This is a genomic window from uncultured Brachyspira sp. (assembly GCF_944388875.1).
Classification (GTDB): Bacteria; Spirochaetota; Brachyspiria; order Brachyspirales; family Brachyspiraceae; genus Brachyspira.
Genome location: NZ_CALXKQ010000008.1, coordinates 20,708 through 42,908, shown reverse-complemented (window position 1 = coordinate 42,908; position 22,201 = coordinate 20,708). Strand labels below are relative to the sequence as shown.

General features: G+C 27.4%; 16 protein-coding genes and 3 tRNA genes. 11 read left to right on the top strand and 8 right to left on the bottom strand.

What is annotated here, in order from left to right:
* Positions 1-44 precede the first annotated feature (44 nt).
* On the bottom strand, positions 45-1,202 hold the full coding sequence (locus Q0J69_RS06885) for a hypothetical protein (protein ID WP_297205371.1): 1,158 nt from the start codon (positions 1,200-1,202) through the stop codon (positions 45-47).
* Between the two features lie 219 nt (positions 1,203-1,421).
* On the opposite strand from Q0J69_RS06885, the gene recF reads away from it, so the two are divergent.
* The 3 genes from recF to Q0J69_RS06870 all read left to right on the top strand — a co-directional run bounded on the left by recF (position 1,422) and on the right by Q0J69_RS06870 (position 5,216).
* A complete protein-coding gene (recF, locus tag Q0J69_RS06880; protein ID WP_297205369.1) occupies positions 1,422-2,489 on the top strand; it encodes a DNA replication and repair protein RecF in 1,068 nt (355 codons plus the stop codon).
* Positions 2,490-2,515: 26 nt separating this feature from the next.
* Positions 2,516-3,046: a BspA family leucine-rich repeat surface protein gene (locus tag Q0J69_RS06875; protein WP_297205368.1), complete on the top strand. Its 531-nt coding sequence runs from the start codon at positions 2,516-2,518 to the stop codon at positions 3,044-3,046.
* A 133-nt stretch (positions 3,047-3,179) separates the two neighbouring features.
* The gene (locus Q0J69_RS06870; RefSeq protein ID WP_297205366.1) at positions 3,180-5,216 is read left to right on the top strand and encodes an ATP-binding protein; all 2,037 of its coding nucleotides are present in this window, start codon (positions 3,180-3,182) and stop codon (positions 5,214-5,216) included.
* A gap of 63 nt (positions 5,217-5,279) precedes the next feature.
* Here the strand turns inward: Q0J69_RS06870 and Q0J69_RS06865 are convergent, their stop codons facing one another.
* Positions 5,280-6,479, bottom strand: a complete 1,200-nt coding sequence (locus tag Q0J69_RS06865) for a pyridoxal phosphate-dependent aminotransferase (RefSeq protein ID WP_297205365.1) — start codon at positions 6,477-6,479, stop codon at positions 5,280-5,282.
* 115 nt (positions 6,480-6,594) lie between these two features.
* Complete coding sequence (locus Q0J69_RS06860; protein ID WP_297205364.1) at positions 6,595-7,791, bottom strand: pyridoxal phosphate-dependent aminotransferase; 1,197 nt, start codon at positions 7,789-7,791, stop codon at positions 6,595-6,597.
* A 467-nt stretch (positions 7,792-8,258) separates the two neighbouring features.
* Between Q0J69_RS06860 and Q0J69_RS06855 the strand changes: the two genes are divergently transcribed.
* From Q0J69_RS06855 to Q0J69_RS06835, 5 genes are all read left to right on the top strand, one after another.
* Positions 8,259-9,866, top strand: a complete 1,608-nt coding sequence (locus Q0J69_RS06855) for a PEGA domain-containing protein (protein WP_297205363.1) — start codon at positions 8,259-8,261, stop codon at positions 9,864-9,866.
* A gap of 111 nt (positions 9,867-9,977) precedes the next feature.
* Positions 9,978-10,538 carry an adenylate kinase gene (locus Q0J69_RS06850; protein ID WP_297205362.1) on the top strand — a complete coding sequence of 187 codons (561 nt, stop codon included), beginning with the start codon at positions 9,978-9,980 and terminating at the stop codon, positions 10,536-10,538.
* A 173-nt stretch (positions 10,539-10,711) separates the two neighbouring features.
* Positions 10,712-11,248, top strand: coding sequence for a transcription antitermination factor NusB (gene nusB, locus Q0J69_RS06845; RefSeq protein WP_297205360.1), 537 nt, complete (start codon positions 10,712-10,714; stop codon positions 11,246-11,248).
* The gene (locus Q0J69_RS06840) at positions 11,220-13,115 is read left to right on the top strand and encodes a tetratricopeptide repeat protein (protein ID WP_297205359.1); all 1,896 of its coding nucleotides are present in this window, start codon (positions 11,220-11,222) and stop codon (positions 13,113-13,115) included. Before nusB ends, Q0J69_RS06840 begins: the two co-directional genes overlap by 29 nt.
* Before the next feature lie 58 nt (positions 13,116-13,173).
* The gene (locus tag Q0J69_RS06835) at positions 13,174-13,992 is read left to right on the top strand and encodes a hypothetical protein (RefSeq protein WP_297205357.1); all 819 of its coding nucleotides are present in this window, start codon (positions 13,174-13,176) and stop codon (positions 13,990-13,992) included.
* A gap of 48 nt (positions 13,993-14,040) precedes the next feature.
* On the opposite strand, the gene Q0J69_RS06830 is transcribed toward Q0J69_RS06835, so the two are convergent.
* From Q0J69_RS06830 to Q0J69_RS06815, 4 genes are all read right to left on the bottom strand, one after another.
* Positions 14,041-14,114 (bottom strand) — tRNA-Glu (locus tag Q0J69_RS06830).
* A gap of 27 nt (positions 14,115-14,141) precedes the next feature.
* Positions 14,142-14,214, bottom strand: a tRNA-Lys gene (locus Q0J69_RS06825).
* A 78-nt stretch (positions 14,215-14,292) separates the two neighbouring features.
* A complete protein-coding gene (locus Q0J69_RS06820; RefSeq protein ID WP_297205355.1) occupies positions 14,293-15,003 on the bottom strand; it encodes an RluA family pseudouridine synthase in 711 nt (236 codons plus the stop codon).
* Between the two features lie 125 nt (positions 15,004-15,128).
* Positions 15,129-15,201, bottom strand: a tRNA-Phe gene (locus Q0J69_RS06815).
* 165 nt (positions 15,202-15,366) lie between these two features.
* On the opposite strand from Q0J69_RS06815, the gene Q0J69_RS06810 reads away from it, so the two are divergent.
* From Q0J69_RS06810 to Q0J69_RS06800, 3 genes are all read left to right on the top strand, one after another.
* Positions 15,367-17,403, top strand: a complete 2,037-nt coding sequence (locus Q0J69_RS06810; protein ID WP_297205354.1) for a Gldg family protein — start codon at positions 15,367-15,369, stop codon at positions 17,401-17,403.
* Between the two features lie 28 nt (positions 17,404-17,431).
* Positions 17,432-18,814 carry a DNA repair protein RadA gene (gene radA / locus Q0J69_RS06805; RefSeq protein WP_297205506.1) on the top strand — a complete coding sequence of 461 codons (1,383 nt, stop codon included), beginning with the start codon at positions 17,432-17,434 and terminating at the stop codon, positions 18,812-18,814.
* 74 nt (positions 18,815-18,888) lie between these two features.
* Positions 18,889-20,025: a hypothetical protein gene (locus Q0J69_RS06800; RefSeq protein ID WP_297205352.1), complete on the top strand. Its 1,137-nt coding sequence runs from the start codon at positions 18,889-18,891 to the stop codon at positions 20,023-20,025.
* On the opposite strand, the gene dxs is transcribed toward Q0J69_RS06800, so the two are convergent.
* On the bottom strand, positions 20,015-21,874 hold the full coding sequence (dxs, locus tag Q0J69_RS06795; protein WP_297205350.1) for a 1-deoxy-D-xylulose-5-phosphate synthase: 1,860 nt from the start codon (positions 21,872-21,874) through the stop codon (positions 20,015-20,017). The genes Q0J69_RS06800 and dxs overlap by 11 nt on opposite strands.
* Between the last annotated feature and the right edge of the window lie 327 nt (positions 21,875-22,201).

Below are 22,201 nucleotides of genomic sequence, written 5' to 3'. Positions count from 1 at the left end.
ACGGCTTCACGGTAGGTTTTTAAATAATAAATCAGTATAAATAATTACAGCTTATATAAAAATCTCTTATCACCTTTAAAATACTTTTCTATAAGTTTATCCCTGTCTAAATGTCTTGTATAATTCATAATGTATCGAAGTGACAAATCAATATACTCTTTGTAATTGTCTTTGTAATTCTCTTTGATGTATTCTTTTAATACATAAAGAGCTTTATTAGGAGCAAATCTATGATTAGTACTGTATCCTAATATATAATCATATAAAAGCCTGTCGCATTTCTCTTTTATGTCATCATTTATAGAATTATTAACTTCTTCTCTGTCATTCATTAGTTTTTTATAAAAATGTTCAAATAATTCATTGTATCCTGTTATAAAAAAAGGAAATGAAAATAAATCTCTATTTTCAAAATAATAATCAATATCTTCTTCGTCGTATACAATATAACTTTTCATACAGTCATCATCATCTGTAATATTATATTTATCCAATTCTCTCTGGTATTCTTCTTCCCAATGTTTATCAATCCTTTCTTTAAAATATTTCATCGCTTCATTCTTATTTTCGCTCCCCCATTCTCTAAACCAAGTTCTTGAATCAACTTCCCCGCTTTCAAAAAACTCATCAACCAATTCTTTAGTTTCAAAATATATATAACCGTTCTTTCTATACTTTTCAGAAATAATTTCTTTTTTATCTTCTTCATCATACTCTTTTCTTTCTTTTTCTATAAAATCTCTGTACTCTCCGTCATCATATTCATAATACCAAGAAGGAATTAATAGTTCATACATTCCGTCATCTTCTTCATATACATGCAATTCTGAAAACTCATCATCTAGTATAGGAAATTTATCATTATGATACTTTTCATAAATATCTGGAAATTTATCCTTTTCTAATAAACATTTATATTCACCCCAATCCAATAAATCTTTCTGAGTTTCAGGGTCTGGATGCACAAACTGTTCAAAATTAATTCTTATTAAATATTTTTCTAATACTCTTATAAAAGTATATACTGAACAATTATGATGATCATTTATTATGAGTTTATCTGCTTCTTCTATTTTTATATTATTTTTTTCTATAAGTTTATCAAGTTCTTTTAAAAAATAATTTAATGAATGTTTGCTATAATAGTAATCGTTTTTATCTTGTATAATATATTTTTTATTTTGTCTGCCTAATTCTTCCATAAGATTATGTCCTTTAAAATTTTTAATTTAATTATAATATGCATGTATGACAAATTCTGACGCTTTTTTGGCATATATACTAAAAATTTTTAAGTTTATAATTTTTTCATTAGTAGCTATAAATAAAATAATAGACATATCATTTTAGTTTTAAAAAACTTCTATTTTTAATTTTTTAATATATAATAGCTTTCACAAATAAAGCAAAAGGTTTATTAAATGATACTCAAAGAACTTACAATCCGTTCTTTTAGAAATTATAATGAAAATGTGTTTGAATTTTCTGATAAAATCAATGTACTTTACGGACATAATGGATGCGGCAAAACTAATATACTTGAGGCAATATACATGCTCGGAAACGGCGTATCATTTAGGACAAGACTTGACAGAGAGCTTGTAAAAAATGGAAATGATAACTATTTTTTAAGAGGCGTTTTCAGAGAAGATGAATTAAATTATGACACAAATATAGAAATAGCATATCAAAAAAAATTAAAAAAAGTATTTATAGATAAAAAAGAAGTTTCATCAAGAAAAGATTTAATAGGAAGAATACTTTATGTTATATTTATGCCTAATGATACAGACTTAGTAATATCTGAGCCAAAATTAAGACGAGATTATTTTAATATGCTTATATCAACAATATCATTGGAATATTTAACAGCATTAATAAAATATAATAAACTATTAAAAATGAGAAATATTTGCTTAAGCACAAAACCCAATGAAGCGTATATTTATAATAATGATATAGCCAAATTATCACTATATATAGCAAATGAAAATAAAAAATATTCTTCTATTTTAGAAGATAAAATGAATGAAATATACAAAAATATTTTTAATGATGAAAACCCTTATGCAATAAAGTATCAGTCAACTATAGAAGATATTTTAAATGAAAATGAATACGTAAAAAAACTAGAAAGCACTTTAAACGAGCAAATAAGAATGCGTACAACATATTTTGGAATACACAGAGCAGAGTATCAATTTTTTTATAAAGATTCACTTTCAAAAAAATTCTCCTCTCAAGGCGAGAAAAGAATGTTTACCCTTATAATGAAACTTGCAAGCGAAAAGATATTATCAGAATACAGAAAAAAATCACCTATTTTACTCATTGATGATGCTATGCTTGAACTTGATAATACAAGACGCGATAATATACTTGAATACATAAAAACATTAGGGCAGGTATTTATTACTGTTACAGAAAAAGAAAAAGTGAAAAACTTTGAAAACGGAAAAGTTTTTGATATACCAAATATAAGAGTTTAAAAAATCAAAATAAAGAAAACTATAAAATGAATAAAAAATACATAGTAAAATATAAATATGCCTTGCTTGATTTACTAAAAGATGAAAATATAAATCTCTCTGAGATAGATACAAGCAGTATGATTGACATGTCATACTTATTTCAAGATAGTAAAAGAAAAAATTTTGACGGTATTGAAACTTGGGATGTATCTAATGTTGTAAATATGGAAAGTATGTTTGAAGGAGCTATTAATTTTGATAGTGCTTTGGACAAATGGAATGTATCTAATGTAAAAGATATGTCATTAATGTTCTGCTTTACTAAAAGTTTTAATCAGCCTCTTAATAATTGGAATGTTTCTAATGTTACGAGTATTAGTCAGATATTTCATTATGCTTCATCATTTAATCATCCTTTGGATAATTGGGACGTTTCTAATGTAGAATATATGAATGCTATATTTTATGAAGCTGAAAGTTTTAATCAGAATTTAGAATTTTGGAATGTATCTAATCGTATGAGAGATGTATTTAATAATTCAGCAATGAAAAATAATACGCCTTCTTTGGTATAAAAATTAATTACATAGTTTATATAATTACAATATATAATTGTGAAACTTTATTCGCATAGCATGCAATTTACATTTTTATGAATTAAATATAATATTAATTGCTGATAAAACAAAGTGAATTAAAGGAAATTTTATGAAAAGATATTTAACAATTAAAAATTTTAGAAATATTAATCCAATAATAATCAATGAAAATTCCTCAAATAAAAAAGAGCATGAACTTAAATACGGAAGATTATATCTCAATGGAGATATGGATCAGGGGACATTGATAAGTATTATAGGCGCCAATGGAACAGGCAAAACAAATGTGCTTTCTGCTATTGAAAAAACATTTACTGGTAATATAGATTATAAAAAAGATAGCCCAAAAATAGATGGATTTATAAACTGTCAAACTGAATTAAATGTATTTATTGAATCTTATAATGGTATCATATATAAAGGAAAAGCTGAAGATAATGATATTATATGGGATATATCAGAAACTAATAATATAATGGATATTATAATAAATAAAAATTATATATACAAAATATTAGATAATATTTTTAAGTTTAGAAATAATAATGATAATTACTATAATCAGCTTTTTTATGTTTATGAAAATAATTATAAAATGGATAGCGATAATCTATTAATTGAAAATAATGATATTATAGAGAATAAATATAACAATGAAGATAAAAAAGAAAATATGCATTATGATATAATATTAAATTATGCAGTATCAAAAACCATGCATATAATTGATAAATATAAAGAATACGATGATATAAATAAATTAAAATTAATAGCATCTATTATCGACTCTAAATTCTATGAAATAGATAAAGACAATAATTATTATAATTTAATTTTAGATGAAAATGAAATCAATAATAATAATTTAAGGCACTTATCAAGTATATTAGCTAAAATTGACGGTATAAAAAATACAAAAATATACGTTCACAGAAAAAATATAAAAAGCGATGAACTTACAATATCCTGCTACTCAAAAAAAGCAAGTTATAATGTTAATACCCGCAGAGATAATAATAATAGTTTTAATTTTATTAGAGAATCCAATTTTTTATACTCATTATTCAAATCAACTAATAATATGGAAATTTATGAATATTTAATAAACATATATAGAAACTCTCCATTAGATGTAGCTTTTGTAAAACAAATAGAAAAAGAAATAAATAAACTTTTTGAAAATACCATATCAAAGAAATTTAATAAATTATACAGATCAAATAATGAATACATTTTTAAAATATCATTAGAAGAAAATTTTATAAAAATATATTTTGAAACCAAAAACGGTCTTACGAATCTTGATAATGAATCAGACGGATTTAATTGGTTCTTTAGCCTATTTTTTAATACATTGAATTCTGATGAATTAAAAAAAGGAGATATAATTATAATAGATGAGCCTGAACAGCATTTATCTGTACCTCTTATAAGAGAGCTTAGAGAATTTTTGAAACAGTTTGCAAAAGATAATGGAGTTACTATAATAACATCTATACAAATACCGTATTTTGCTGATATAAACTACTTAGATGAATTAAAGATAGTAGAATCAAAACAGGATAATATAGGAGTAAAAATAGAAAATGACTTCTCGGCAACTTATGGAAAAGTTGATACATTGGAAAAAATTATCAATGCATTCGGAGTAAAACATATAGATATTACCAGAGATATAAAAATAATATATGTAGAAGGAATTACAGATTATAATTATCTTACTGCTTTTAAAATATTAATGGAACATATTGAAAATAAAGAAACAAATATTGCATTTATGCCTATTAATGGTGTTGGAAGGGAAAATGATGAAGATAAAAAAAAGATAATAATAGATTCTCTATGCAAACTATCAAAAAATCCTACATTATTAATTGACGGAGATAATTCTGCTAATCAATTCGATAAATTGGCTGAAGGAACAAATTTAAAAATTACTCAGCTTACGGATATAAATAAAAATTTCATTACAATAGAAGATTTATTCAATGAAAAAGATAAAGAAACTTATAAGATAGATAATAAAAATAAAGATGCTCTATATTCTAGTTTATTTAAAAATAATATAATAGATTATTATGAGAAAGAACTAATATCTGATAAAACTATCAATAACTTCTTTAAAGTTATTAAAGAGATAAGCTAATATTTATTAAACATTCAAAAAATTAAAGGGGCTATTTTTTATAGCCCCTTTTTTAATTATTTTTTATTTTTCAACTTCTTTTTTATATTTGATTAAACCTTGTTTCAAAATTTCCATAGCTCTTTTTAAATCTTTAGCATCTAAAGCATAGCACATTCTAACTTCATCTACTCCAAGACCAGGTGTAGCATAGAAACCTTCTCCCGGAGCAAACATAACAGTTTCATTATCAATATTAAAATCTTTAAGAAGCCAAATAGCAAAGTCCTCAGCATTTTTTACTGGAAGTTTAGCTAATACATAGAAAGCACCTTCTGGCTCTTTCATTACTACTCCGTCCATCTTTATAAGCTCTTCAAATAATATTTTTCTTCTATTATCATATTCTTTTCTAGCAGCTTCAAAATAATTCTCAGGCAAATCATATAAAGCAGCGGCCCCAACCATTTCAAGCGTAGGAGCTGATAATCTTGCCTGACATTCTCTGAATACAGCACTTATAAATGGTTTATTCTTACTTATAACGCATCCTATTCTTGCACCGCATGCAGAAAATCTTTTTGATATGGAGTCTATTATAATAACATTATCTGCCAAATCTTTATAAGTACCAAAACTAATAGCTTTTCTATCTCCGTATACAAACTCTCTATAAACTTCATCGCTTATAATAAACATATCATGTTTTTTAGCAAGATAAGCTATATCATCAAGCTCTTGTTTAGTAGCAACAACACCAGTAGGATTTGAAGGGTTAGAAAACATATATGCTTTTGTTTTCGGAGTAATATGTTTTTCTATTTCATCACGGTTAGGAAGATGAAAACCATTTTCTGCATAAGTTCTAACAGCATTACGTTTTATATCTAACACATCGTAAAAGCTGTTATAATTAGCATAATAAGGTTCCCCTACTAAAATCTCATCGCCTTCATCGAAAATAGCAAGCAAACTGAATAATATTCCTTCACTGCCTCCATTAGTTACAGTGATTTCATCCTCTTCATAATGAACACCTAATTTATCATAATATTCCTGAATCTTGTTTATAAGCGGCTTCATACCTCTTGAATGTTCATATTTAAGTGTTTTTCCATTATATTTAGAAATAGCTTCTAAAAATACACTAGGGGTTTCTATATCAGGCTGCCCTATATTAAGATGATAAATTTTTATTCCTCTTTTTACAGCATCTTCTGCATGAGGATTCAACTTTCTTACAGGCGAAGTTTTTAACCTCTGAATTCTTTTGGATATATCCATAATACTTCTCCAATAAAATTAATAATAATCTAACGAAATAGGATATATCAAACTGTAAAATTGTCAATATAAATAAAAAATCAACTTTAAAAAAAGCAGCCTTATATTTACAATATTATTTTTCTACCTCTTTATATTTAATTAAAGCCTCTTTTAGTATGTTCATAGCCTTTTTCAAATCATTGCTGTCCAAAGCATAAGAAATCCTTACCTCATCCTTGCCTAGTCCAGGAGTAGCATAAAAACCCTCAGCAGGTGCAAACATAACAGTTTCCCCATTAATATTAAAGTCTTTTAAAAGCCATATAATAAAATCTTCAGCATTTTTTACTGGGAGTTTAGCAAGAACATAAAAAGCTCCCTCAGGTTCTCTGGCAACAACTCCTTCCATTTTATTAAGTTCTTCAAATATTATTCTTCTTCTATAATCATACTCTTTTAAAGCGTCATCAAAATAGTCATCAGGAAGTTCATATAAAGCAACTGCTCCAAGCATATCAAGTGTAGGAAGAGATAATCTTGCCTGACATTCCCTAAATACAGCAGTCATTAATTTTTTATTTTTACTTATAAGACATCCTACTCTAGCACCGCATGCAGAAAATCTTTTAGATATAGAGTCTATTATTATAACATTCTCTTCTAAATCTTTATAAGTGCCAAAACTGATAGCTTTTCTATCCCCATATACAAACTCTCTGTAAACTTCATCGCTTATGATAAATAAATCATATTTTTTAGCTAAATATGCTATATCATCCAATTCTCTTTTGGTATATACAACACCTGTAGGGTTTGAAGGATTTGCAAGCATAAATGCTTTTGTTTTCGGTGTAATGTGCTTCTCTATTTCTTCCCTGCTAGGCAAATGAAATCCATCTTCTGCATAAGTTCTAACAGCATTGTATTTTATATCATACACATCGTAAAAACTTTTATAATTAGCATATAAAGGCTCAGATACAAGTATTTCATCCCCTTCATCAAATATAGCAAGCATTGCAAATGATATAGCCTCGCTTCCTCCGCTAGTTATAACTATATCTTCAACATCATAATGAACGCCTAGTTTATCATAATATTTTTGTATTCTATCAATAAGCAAAGCTAATCCCCTTGAATGTTCATATCTAAGGGTAGTACCATTATATTTAGAAATTGCTTCAAAAAAAATCTTAGGAGTCGCTATATCAGGCTGCCCAATATTAAGATGGTAAATCTTAATTCCTCTCTTTAATGCATCTTCAGCATAAGGGTTCAATTTTCTCACAGGTGAAACTTTTAATCTCTGAATTCTTTTAGATATATCCATAAAACTTCTCCGTATTATTATATATAGTAATCTAACTAGATAGGATATATTAAACTGAAAAAATTGTCAATATATTTATTAAATAATAATCAAAAAATAAATAAAAAAAATTAGATAATATACTAATATAAAACATTATTAAATAAAAAATATGATAATCTTTTATAAAAATATAGCATATAAAGTGATTATTTTTAGTTTAAAATATATTTAAATATTCATAATTTAATTAAAAAAATATAAATATAATCTATTATATGTTGTATTTTAGTATCTAAATTGCAGTCTTTCGCCAAGGCTTACTTAATATTCTTTTTGCCGCATCTAAAATAAGCGGAGTACTTTATCGGTACACATTTCATGTAGGCTAGTCCGCACTATTATAAATAAAATTAGTTTTGAAACAAGTCTATTGATAAAAGATGCTTTTTAATATAGAATTAATAATAAAAATTAGAATAGGATTTATGTATATAAAACAAATTGCTAAATTATTATTGCTGATGCTCTCCGCTGTTTTATTATATTCGCCTCTATATTCTTTCGGAGGAAAGCCCATTAGGATACAAGAAGTAAGACCTTATTATACAAGCTCTGAAACTGCTAAAATAGATATTTATATATATACGAATATAGGAAACAATACGAATTATAATTATTTATCATTCGCCATAGCAGATGCCGTTGCAAATCAGATAGAGTATAATAAAACTTTGAAACTGCAGTCGGAAACTAATTATACAATTACTCCTAAAGATTTTGAAAGAGCTTATAACTATAAAGTATTTCAATTTACAAATATAACGTATACAAGCAGGCAAAACGGCACAAATATTTCTATAGTAACGAATTATGAAAAAACATATTATACAAATTGGGGAGATGTACGAAGCAATGTAAGATTAATAACCCCAGAAACTAAAGGATTTGTTTTAGAAAAGGATGAAATATTATTTGATTATAATGGCAGCAATGTAATATTAAAAAGCACAAACAATTTTATACAAAAAGTTGATATAGGAAAAAGCTATTATGAATACTTCGGAGATGATATAAAAAAATATGTATTCACTAGAAATGCAGACATAGCAATATTTGGTACAGTAGAATATAAAAGACCTAATATAAATGTAGTAACATATATAGCATATATAAAAGACAGAAAAATTAACTCATACTCTGTTACAATACCAGAAGCGAGAATAGATGAGCAAATACCAAACTATGCATTAGAAATAGCAAATAGAATAAGTTATTTAGACAAAACAGGAATAATAGCTATAGATGTAAGTCCTGAAGATGCATTTGTTTATGTGGATGATGTATTTATAGGAAAAAGCGGACAAACCTTGTATGTTCCAGCATTAACTACAAACAGCCATAGATTTACAATACAGAAAGAAACTTATGAAACAATAGATACAATGCTTTCATTTGAAGAACCTAATGAAAATATATTATTAAATTTTAAATTAAAAGAGCTTACAAACAGAGCCAGAGTTCAGATAAATATACAGGGAGAAGATTCAAGTTCAGTTGTTATAAACGGTATAAAAGAAAAACCTACAAATACAATAGACAGATACTTTGGATTCGGAACATATTCTATAAAGATAACCAATACAAATTATATAGATTATTACGGAACATTTACTGTAAATAGTACGAATACTTTGCTATTAACACCTACTATGAAAAGATTTAAAGAACCTACATTGGCAGATAGAATATTCAAAAATTATGAAAGAAATACAAAAATATTTTTGGGATTAACAATAGCAAGTGCAATATTTGCAGCTGGAACATATATATATGCAGGAGAGATATTAGATTCAACTATGGTTAAATACTATGATCAGTATAAAAATTCTCCTACAAGACCTCCTATAGATTTAAGGCATTATAATACGGCAATGAATGTATATATAGCAGGTATGGTTCTTACAGGGGCTTTTGCTTTAACTACAGGTATATATTATATGCTTTGGGTAAATGAAGAAAACTTTTCTGTAGAAAGATTATCATTCAATGCTGGTTATGGCGGAGCTAATTTAACATATTCGTTACGGTGGTAATAATACATATTGTACATATAATACTATATATAAAACTTTTTTACAATAATATTTGACAAAACAGTATTATTTACTATACTGCATATAATAACATCTTATTGGAGTTTTAATATGCTTAATATAATTTTCATAGGAGCTCCTGGCGTAGGTAAAGGAACTCAATCTGCTTTAATAGAGAAAGATTATTCAATAGCCCATATTGCTACAGGCGATATGCTAAGAGAAAACATTTCTAATGGAACAGAATTAGGAAAAACAGCAAAATCTTATATGGATAAGGGAGAATTAGTGCCTGACAGTTTAGTTATTGATATGCTGACGGATAGAATCAAGAAAGATGACTGCAAAAATGGTTTTATGCTGGATGGATTTCCTAGAACTATGGAGCAGGCAAAAGAACTTTCAAAAATATTGGATAGTTTAAACTATAAAATAAGTGCTGTTATAGATATATACGCATCAGAAGAAATCATTATAGAAAGATTATTGAAAAGAGGACGTGCTGATGATAATGAGGAAACTATAAAAAACAGATTAAAAGTATTTGAAAGCCAAAGCAAACCTGTACTAGACTATTATAATGATAAAGCAAAAATTATAAAAATAGAAAGTGTAGGAACACCTGAAGAAGTTTATGCTAGAATCAAAAAAGAATTAGATGCTATAAAATAAATTAAAAAAAATTAATAGAAATCAATATATAAAAGGCTGTGGATGATAAATCAAATTTTCCATAGCCTTTTTGCCGTTATCACCTTATATAAAAATAAATATCACACAAAATTATTTTTATGATATATATTCCGATAATTATCAAGTACTAAATAGTTTGTGGATTTATAAATATGCCTGAAGAAAAAGATATGAATAATACATCTGAAAATAATGAGTCTACACCTAAGAAGGCTGTTAAAAAGAAAGTTTTAGTAAAAACTAAAAACAATATAAAAAAAGATGTGGATTTATCATCTTATGGGGCTAGAAGACAGGCTAGAATATATGCTGTAATGTCATTATATTCTTATGAAATTAATGACAGAAAAGCTGATATTAATGAAATTTTGAATTTTGATTATGATAAAAAAATACCTGAAAATATATTTGTATTTGCTAAGAATCTAGTAGAAGGTACTATAAAAAATTTAGAAAGAATAGATAATTTAATAGAAAAATATTCTAATAACTGGGATATAAAGAGAATACAGTATGTAGACAAGTCAATTATAAGAATGTCTATATATTCTTTAATATTTTTAAAAGACATACCAAAATCTGTAGTTATAGATGAGGCTGTAGAAATCGCTAAAATATTCAGCGATAAAGATTCTTATAAATTTGTTAATGGGATTTTAGATGGCATACAAGAAAGCGACATACAATAAAAGAAAAGAAAAATATAAAAATATTCAAACAATAGTTTTCATATTGTGTATAGGTGCTTTGGGATTCATTGCTATAATATCATTAAATGTGGCTATAATTCAGGGAAAAGTTAGAATGAACTCACAGATAGTTGATGAATATACTTTGGCAAAAGAGTATTATAAAAATAAAGACTACGGAAAAGCTAAATCTATTTTACAAAAAGAAATCAAAGACACTATAGACCCAAAAAAACAGTATGAAGCAAATATACTTCTAGGAAAAATATATAATGAAACAGAAGATTATGATTCTGCAATAAAAGTATTCAATAAAATGACAAATTCATTATATTTGGATGAGCAGCTAAAACATAATTTGGGAATTTCATATTTAGAAAAAGAAATGTATGATGAAGCATTAACATCATTAGAAAAATCATTATCAATAAACAGCAATTATATACCTAGCCTTCTTACTTTGGGACGCTTCTATATGGAAAGAGATTTACCTCGTTTGGCTAAGGGGTACTATGAGAGAGTATTATCATTAGAAGAAAATGATGAGGCATTATTTTATGTAGGTCTTATAGCACTTAATGAGGGATTTCAAAGCATAGCTTATGATACATTAAGCAAATTGGTTAGAAGAAGCAAAAGCGAATATGCTGATAAAGCTGCTACAATACTTGGAGATATATATGTAATATCAGGAGATACCGACAGTGCTATAGAAATGTATTTAAAAAGTTTGGTTAATTCTGAAACTAAGCCTGATTCTGTAAGAAGGCTTGTAAAAATATATGAACAAGTTGAAGATTATGACGGAATAAAAAAAGTATATGAACAGATATTAGATCAAAATCCAAATGATGTAGATACTATACTTGCATTAGGCGAATTATATGAAAAAGAAAATGCTTATGACAGAGCTATCAAATATTATTTAAAATTAACAAAAATGAAAGATTATACAAATACTTATGAGGCTACTGGACTTCTTGCCAATGCTTATTATAAGGGAAGCATGCTTAAAGAAGCTGAAGCAAATTATAAAAAGATTATAATGGCTGATAATAAGGATGATTTGTATAAAACAGCATTGGAAAGACTTGGGGATATAACATACAGACAAAAGAATTTCATTCCATCTCTAAAATATTATCAGGAAATATATAAAATAGAAACTAATAATGCAATATTTATGCCTAGACTTGGAGAGTTGGAACTATATTATGGAAACTCTGACAGAGGTATAAAATTATTAAAACAGTCTATTGAAGAGGATATTGGTAATGCATTTCCTAGCAGAACGCTTGCCATCTACTATGAAAGCATAGGAAATAATGTTGAAGCATTAAACTATTATAATTATACTCTTTCAAAATATCCTAAAGACAGAGAAAGTATATACAGAGGAGGAATGCTTTATTATAAGACAAAAGATTATGAAAAGGCAAAAGAATCTCTGCTTATAGCTGCTAATGATGAAAATAATACAACTTTAGTTAGGGAAAATGCTTGGATTACACTTGCTACTATGATGGAGGAGATACGTTCATATAATGATGCAGCTGCATACTATAGACAGCTTGTAGAAATGTCCCCTAGTGTTGAAAATTTTATGATGTACGGTGCTTTCTCATACAGAAGACTTCAGTATAATGACGCCATATATGCTTATAATGAAGCTTTGAACACTGCAACATCTAAAAGGGATTTATTTGATATTAATTTAGCTTTAGGAAAATGTTATTATAGGATGAATGAACTTGATAATGCTGAAGAAAGCTACAGAAATGCTTTAAGTTATAATGGAAGTGATTCTCAAGCTAAGGAAGGATTAAGACAAGTATTAACTAAAAAAGAACTTATGTACAATAATTAAATTCTCAAACCTAAATTTTAAGGGGCTTTATGCCCCTTATTTTTTTGTAAGGAACTGCATGTCTATAATAGAAATAGATAAAAAAGCTAAAAAAATATTATTCAATTATTTCTGGAAAAATGGCTGGATAGATGATAAAAAAATGTCAATAAATGATGATGATTTTTTGTATGCCAAAGAAAAGGGATTAATGTTTGATTTCTCTGATGAAATTATTAAACATGATGAGCTTATAAAAAGTATTAAAAATTTACTAGATGAAATTGATTTTAATAATACGGTTAAAGCATTTCTATGCAGTTTATCATCAAGATCATTGCATTTAAGAAGTTTTATATCCAGTTATTATTTAGCTAAAAAAATAAAGCCTCATAATTTTACTGGAGATAGAAATAAATCATATTGTGAAGAATGTTATAAATATTATATCCTTGGAGATGATTTCTATTTAAAATATAAAAATGTATACAACTTTGAAAAGTTTAAATGGGGAGGAGTAAGACTAGATAATTTGTCATATATTTATTTTGATTTATGCGAGTTTAAAAAGATTAACTTTAATAAATATGAATTAAATCCAACTCAAGAAGACATAAAAATTTTTAATAAAATACTAAAGCAAATAGATTCTTACAATATAAAAAATCATTCTGTGAATAAAATGGAAAAAACATTAAAAGATATATTACCATCATCAAAATATGAAAGAATTATACTTTTAGAAATATTATCATATTTAGATATTTTAGAGGCAAAAGAAGAGAGAGAATATAGAGATACAGAATTATCAGAAAAATTAATGAATTGGAGAGGCGGAGATTCTTATAATAAAATAAATGCTTCAAATATTTTTAATGAATATATTTTTTATAATTAAAAAATTTAATACATAAAAAACCGCCCTAATCAAGAGCGGCATTAAATGAACCGGTGACGGGTTTCGAACCCGCGAATGCAGGAATGAAAATCCTGTGTGTTAAACCTCTTCACCACACCGGCATATACAAATAGAAAGTGATTTCTATATGAGCCAAGAAGGGTTCGAACCTTCGACAACCGCCTTAAAAGGGCGATGCTCTACCGACTGAGCTATTGGCCCGTGATTTTTATATCAATCAAATGTTTGTACATTATACAATATTAATTTATTTTGTCAAGTGCATAACAAAAAATAATATTAAAAAATATCCCAAGGATTATATTTAGGCAAATCAGCTTCAGCATAAACCATTTCATCTTTAGTAGGATGAGGAAATTTCAAACTTTTAGCAAATAAAGCTAGAGGAACATCATCTCTGTCATATTTTATATAACTTCCGTATTTCCTGTCCCCATATATAGCATGCCCAATATTAGAAAGCTGAACTCTTATCTGATGAAATCTGCCTGTCTCAAGCTCTATTTTTAATAAACTTAAATTTTTTGCTATATTCTCGTTTATAACATTATATTTAAGTTTAGCTATCTTAGCATTCTTAGTATTTTCAAAAACTACCTGAGCAATATTTCCTAATTTATTTGTTTTTTTTATAAGATAATTTTCAAGCATGCCCTCTTTATCTAAAAGTATGCCTTTTACAACAGCATAATAAGTCTTTTCAAATCTTCTATCTCTTATAGCCTCACTTAATCTTGAAGCAGCCTTAGAAGTTTTAGCAAAAACCATTATTCCAGATACTGGTCTGTCTAATCTATGAACAAGACCTAAAAATACATTGCCTTTTTTATTGTATTTTATTTTTAAATAATCTTTAATATTATCAAAAAATGATATATCACCTGTAATATCGCTTTGAGTGGGAACATTAGGAGGCTTAACTGCTACTATTATATGATTATCCTCATAAATGGGATTAATATAATTTGTTATTTCTTTTTCTATATTCATATTTTTATCTCTATGTATTTTAATAATATTTTAAAACATTAAAAGCTATTGTCAAGTAAACAAAACTGATTATTAAAGCAGCGAATAATTTATTAATATATTTTGATTAGGAAATAAAAGGAATGTGCCGAGTCAGGGAATCGAACCCTAGACACAAGGATTTTCAGTCCTTTGCTCTACCTACTGAGCTAACTCGGCAAGTGAAAATTATTATAGCATAGCAATAAAAAATGTCAAGTACTATTTAATAATTTTATTACAAAAAGCATATTTAAAGGTTTTATTGCATAATCAAATTTTGACAAATAGGATTATTGAATATATAATTAATAATCAATTTTCATTAATTACAGTGGGTAAAGCATGACAAAAAAAAAAGACAGAATCATCACTTTTATACTAATACTAATAATAATATTTTTAATAAATGCAATAATAAATCAATTTACGCCAGCAATAGATCTAACTAGAGATAAAGTATACTCTCTAAGTAAAGAAAGCAAAACATTAGTAAGAAATTTAAAAGAACCTATGACTGTAAAGTTCTTTGTAACACCTAACCTTCCTCCCCCATTCTCTGCTTACGAGAAATATATAAAAGATATATTTGAAGGCTATAAATCAGCAGGCGGAAAAAATTTGAGTTTTGAAGTAGTAGATGCATCAAAAGATTCTGCTCAGGCTAGTCAGTATGGAGTAAGCCCTACACAAATAAGCGTATTAGAGAAAGATCAAACTCAGACAAAGGTTGCATATATGGGATTGGCATTTATATATGGAGATTCCATAGAAACAATACCATTTATACAATCAACAGAAGGCTTAGAATACAATATAGATACTACCATAAGAAAGATGATGGATAAAAATGATAAGCTGACAAGATTAGAAAATAATTTAAATGTTTATTATGTTTCATCGCCTGAAATATATGATCTTCTACCTATAGGTGCTGTTGAACTTATACCTGATTCCATAATGAAAGCTGTTGCAAGTGCAAATAAAAACCTTATGAATAAAGTTCAATTTATAAATGTTGATATGACAAATCCTTCAAAAGAAAATGAAGATTTACTAAAAAAACTAAATATAAAAAAAATAGAATGGAATGATATAAAAGACCCTAACGGAAATATTGTAGCAAATAAAGGAAGTGCATACTTTTCATTAGTATTAGAAAACGGAGATGATATAAGAGAGCTTTCAACATCATATATATTATATGGTGCTTTTGATGAAATTGAAAATGAAATATTAAAAAGCATAGACAGTATGCTTGGATTAAAAGCAACAATAGGATATATACAAGGACATGAAGAGGCTAATTATATAACTATACCTCCTCAATTTGGCGGAAATCCTAATGATGCTTATGATAGTGTCAGTGAATATGTTTCTGAAATAGAAGCTAATTATAATTTTGAACCTGTAGATATTTCATTAAACGATATACCTTCAAATATAGACGCTTTAATAATAGCAGGAAGTAAAACTGCATTCAGCGACTATGAACTTTATAAATTAGATCAATTCATTATGAGCGGAAAGCCTGTACTGTTTATGCTTAACGGCGTACAAATTAATCAGGATGATCCTAATGCACAAATGTATGGTCCTACTCTTATACCTGTTACAAACAGACTTAATGAAATACTTACTAATTATGGATTTACTGTAGCAGAAAATATGATATTTGATGATAATGCATACAAAGCACAATTACAGCAGGGAATGCCTGAACAGAAAATGTATTATATACCTTTGATAGCTTCTGAAAATATAAATGCTAAAAATGATATAACTAAGAGCATTAATATTCTGCTTACTCCTATATCATCAGAAATCATAACAAATACAAATAATACTGATATAAAAGTTACACCTCTTATTTATACTAGTGATAAAAGCTGGACTGAAACAGAGAACTTCGCTGCTTCAATGACTGGAATACCTACGGATGAGAGCAAATTATCAAAAAGGCTTTTAGCTGCTTCATTTGAAGGAAAAATGAATAGTGCATTTGAAGGAAAAGAGATACCTTCATCAATAAATGCTCAGAATAATATTAACAGCAGTATAAATAGAATTAATTCTACTACAAGCGGAAGAGTTATAGTTGTAGGTTCTTATGAAATGGCTAAAAACAGTGCATATAATGTTAATAAAATATTCTTAATGAATTTGGTTGATTATATGGTTGGCGATACTGGACTCATGAGCATAAGAAGAAAAGGGGCTATATTTAATCCGCCTTACACTGTACCTGAAAGTATTAAATTATTTGTAAGAGTTATAAATATAGTTATGCTTCCTATTGCTGTTATAGTATTCGGGCTTATGTTATGGAGTTCAGACAAAAAAAGAAGGCAGAAAATATTTGAAAAGTTTAATAGTAAGTAAAAATAGGGTAAACTATATAATAATAAATATGGCTAAAAAGAACAATACTATATTTGTATGTGATAATTGCGGAGAAAGCACAATTAACTGGATGGGTAAATGTCCTTCATGCGGTTCTTGGAATACATTAAAACCATTTACAGAACCATCGCAGGATACAAATAAAACTATAAGAGAAAGATCAAGCATATCATCTGATAAGGCACAATTAACATCTATAAAAAAAATAAAAACTAATGAAAGTACAAGAATATCTGCAAATATAGATGAACTTAATAGAGTATTAGGAGGCGGAATAGTACAAGGAAGCGTAATACTTATAGGAGGAGAGCCTGGTATAGGTAAATCTACCCTTCTTCTTCAAGCAGCCTCAAATATTGCTAAAAATGAAAAAGTTTATTATTTTACAGGCGAAGAATCTCTTGAACAGATTAAATTAAGAGCTGACAGACTCGCATTAGAAGATTCTGACTTTTTAATATCATCAGAATCAAACTGCGACAATATAATAAATACTTTACTAGATAATACGCCTACACTTGCGATAATAGACTCTATACAAACAGTATACAGTCCTTCAACAAACAGTATAGCAGGCTCCCCAGCACAAATAAAAAACTGTGCATGGGCATTAATGCAGACAGCAAAGCTTAAAAATATAACAATATTTTTAGTAGGACATATAACAAAGGAAGGCACTATAGCAGGACCTAAAATACTAGAGCATATTGTTGACTGTGTATTATATTTTGAGGGAGATGATAAAGGAATATACAGAATACTAAGAGCTGTAAAAAATAGGTACGGTGCAGTCGATGAGGTTGGTATTTTTGAAATGGCTGAAAAAGGATTAATGGAAGTAAAAGACCCTTCAAGAGTATTTACCAGAGGAATTAATGATGCAGTATTTGCAGGAAGTATTATAGCTCCCGTAATAGAAGGCAGCAGAGTATTTTGTGTTGAACAGGAAGCTTTAGTTGGAAGCAGTGCATTCGGATATCCTAGAAGGCTTACTATAGGGTATGATCAGTACAGACTTCTTATTATAATAGCCATACTTGAAAAAAGAGCACATTTAAATCTTTCAAATCAGGATGTATATATAAATATAGCAAACGGACTTAATGTTAAAGAAACAGCAAGCGATTTTTCTATAGCAATGGCAATAGCTTCTAGTATGTCTGGAATATCCATTCAAAGATCTACAGCATATATTGGAGAGCTTGGGCTTTCTGGAGAAGTAAGACCTGTGAGATTTATAGAAAGACGTATAAAAGAAATGAAAAAATTTTATTTAAAAGAAGTATATATTTCTAAAAGAGCATTAAAAGAAATAAAAAATATAGAAGATGTTAAAATTATAGGAGTAGATCATATTTCTGAAGCCATAAAAAAATTGGGTATATCATAACTAATAATATAATTGAAAAATATAACTTTATAGTTTATAATATACTATATACAAATAATTTTAAGAGGAAGACATTGAATAATAAAATAAGCGAATTTTACAATACATTTCAATTTTGTATTCCGTCTGATTCACAGAGAGCAAAGGAAGAAGAGAAAATACTTGAAAACATTATAAACATGTCTAATAAAGAAGTTACAGCATACATAAGGCAGTATGTGGCAAAACTAACTCATTATAATAAAAATTTCTTAGATTCTAAAACTGCTGAAGAAATAGTAAAAATACTTATAGAATTAGGTTTTATATTAAGAATACAATATACAGATTATTTATATAAAAAAGAACATCATACTTTGAGCAATGATGACGAAATAAATTCATTATCAAAAATGATTCAGCTTCTCATAGCAGAAATAGCAATGATAATATATGCTAAAGAATATGAAAGTGATAATATGTTCGATAATATGAAAGAACTAAAAACAGACAGTACAATAGGACATATTAATAGAGTATTTATAATGGCAGTTGAAGCTATTGCATATTTCAATGAAAAATTAAAACAGGGTGCTGCCAATAAAATGAGAATAGATTTTAAGAAAAGTTATTATAAGTACTCAGAGAGAATATACCAAAGATATAATTTAACAGATAGTGTCAATACATTAGATTCAAATGTAAAATTGGGTGTTAGAAAGATAGAAAATAATACAATCACAGACACAGTTATTGGTATTTTGATGCATGACATATCATTGAATAAAAACAGGGATTATATACCAATAATGACTGATGAAAAAGATAATCATTCTTTGCAGGATTATGCTTTTGCAAAATATTTTATGAGAGGAAGCGAGGGAGTAGCACTAACTGTTTCACTGCATCATGAATATTACAGTCATGGATACGGACTTTTTACCGAATTATATAAAGCAGCATTAAGAAGAAATCCAAAACAGAGAATAGAATATATAGTATCTTATGATTATAAAGACATATTAACATTGCAAAGCCTTACATATCTGCCTGCTAAAATATTGGAAGTTATTGATGTGTACGATACATTGATAAATGGGTTAAAAAAATCTCATAAAGAAACTATACAATTTATGACAGAAAATTTTTTAGAAAAAGAAATAATGCTTGATCCTATAATGACGGATATATTTATTCAATACATTAAAGATAAAAAGAAAATTAAATTATAAAATAATTGCTAATAATATCTTTCAAACCATCTTTATCTAATTTGTATATTTTTAAAAGTTCATTTCTAGTAGCAGTTTCAAAAAATTTATCAGGCAAAGCATGGACTTTTATAGTCTTATATATTTCATTATCAGACATTAATTCCAATATGGCACTCCCAATACCGCCTTTTTTCATACTCTCCTCGATAATTAAAATTCTATCAGATTTTTTTACCATATTTAAAATAGTTTCTTCATCAAGAGGTTTTAAAGTAGAAAGATTTATTACAGACGCATCTAAATTAATTTCATCTAAAGCATCAGTTATATCAATTAATGTTTGACCATAACTTATGATAAGATTCTTAGTATTCTTAGCTTCTCTTATAATATGAGCTTTTCCTATCTCAAAATTATCAGATACAATATTTTCTTTTAAATCTCTAACAGCAGATTTATTATACCTTATAACAGTAGGTCCCTTATATTCTATAGATTTTTTTACCATTTCTTTAAAATCTTTTTCTCCTACAGGAGCCATGATTGTAATATTTGGTATAATTCTTAAAAAAGATACATCAAAAACTCCCTGATGTGTATCACCGTCTTCTGGCACTAATCCTGCTCTGTCTATCATAAGTTTAACATTAGCATTCATTATACCAATATCATGTATTACCTGATCATAAGCCCTTTGTAAAAAAGTAGAATACAAACAAACAAAAGGTATTATGCCATTTTCAGCAAGCCCTACAGCAAATGTAACAGCATGCTGCTCAGCTATTCCTACATCAAAAAATCTGTCTGGAAAAAGTTCTGCATACTCAGTTAAACCTGTACCTGATTCCATAGCAGCAGTTATAGCAGCTATATTTTTATTTTCTCTTGCAGCATTAACTATACATTCTCCAGCAAGATTAGAAAAAGTTTTTGAACTTGATTTAGATTTTAACTCTCCAGTTTCAATATTAAACGGAGCTATTCCATGAAATTTAGAAGGATTCTCCTCGGCTATTTTATAACCTTTTCCTTTAACAGTATTAACCTGAACTAATCTAGGACCTCTTATAGATTTCACCTTCTGAAATGTGCTTATAAGTTCATCATAATTATGACCATCAACAGGACCGAAATACTTAAATCCCATCTCTCTGAAAGCAATACCTGGGGCAACAAAAGTTCTAATAGCCCCTTTGCCTCTGTCTATAAATTCATTTGCAATATCTCCAAAAGGCAAAGAAGAAACTAATCCCCTAACCTTTTCTGAAGCCTCCTGAACTAAATTATCATTTAATGTAGTATTAAGAAACTTTGATATAGCCCCTATATTTTTACCTATAGACATTTCATTATTATTCAATACAATAATTATATCAGTATCAGTATTAGCAATATTATTCATAGCCTCCAATGCCATGCCTCCAGTCATAGCACCATCACCTATAACTGCTATAACATCTCCCCTATATCCTAATATATTTTTTGAACATGCAAGACCATAAGCAAATGATAATGAAGTGGAAGCATGCCCCGTTTCTTCTATGTCATGTTCAGATTCATTTCTTTTTGGAAAGCCTGATATTCCTCCGAGAGTTCTTAATGTATTAAATCTATCTTTTCTTCCAGTTATAATTTTATGAGTATATGACTGATGCCCCACATCAAATATAAAAGCATCTCTAGGCGAATCAAATAAATAATGCAAAACTAAAATTAAATCAACTACACCCAAATTACTGCCTAAATGTCCTCCAGTATTTGAAACATTATTTATTATAAACTCCCTTATCTCTGAAGATAGTGATTTTAATTCCTCTGTTGTTAATTTTTTTAAATCTGACGGACTATTAATTTTTTCTAAATACATATATTGCCTTATACTAAACTATTACAAAGCAATTATAACTGTAAAAGATTTTATTTCAATAATTAAAAAATATAAATTAGAAATTTTATTCTTGACTTTTATTATATTTATGATATAATCCCTTCAATTTATAAATAGTAGGTGAAAATATGAAAAATATATTTTTGGAAAATAAAATAATTTTTTATTTATTACCCTATTTGATTTTTAAATTAACGAATTTTGGAATTTCTAAAAAGGAATAAAGTTACTATTTAGTGATTTTATTCCTTTTTTTTATGCCAAAATCAAAAAACTTACAACAACAAAATTATTTAAAAAAAGGGG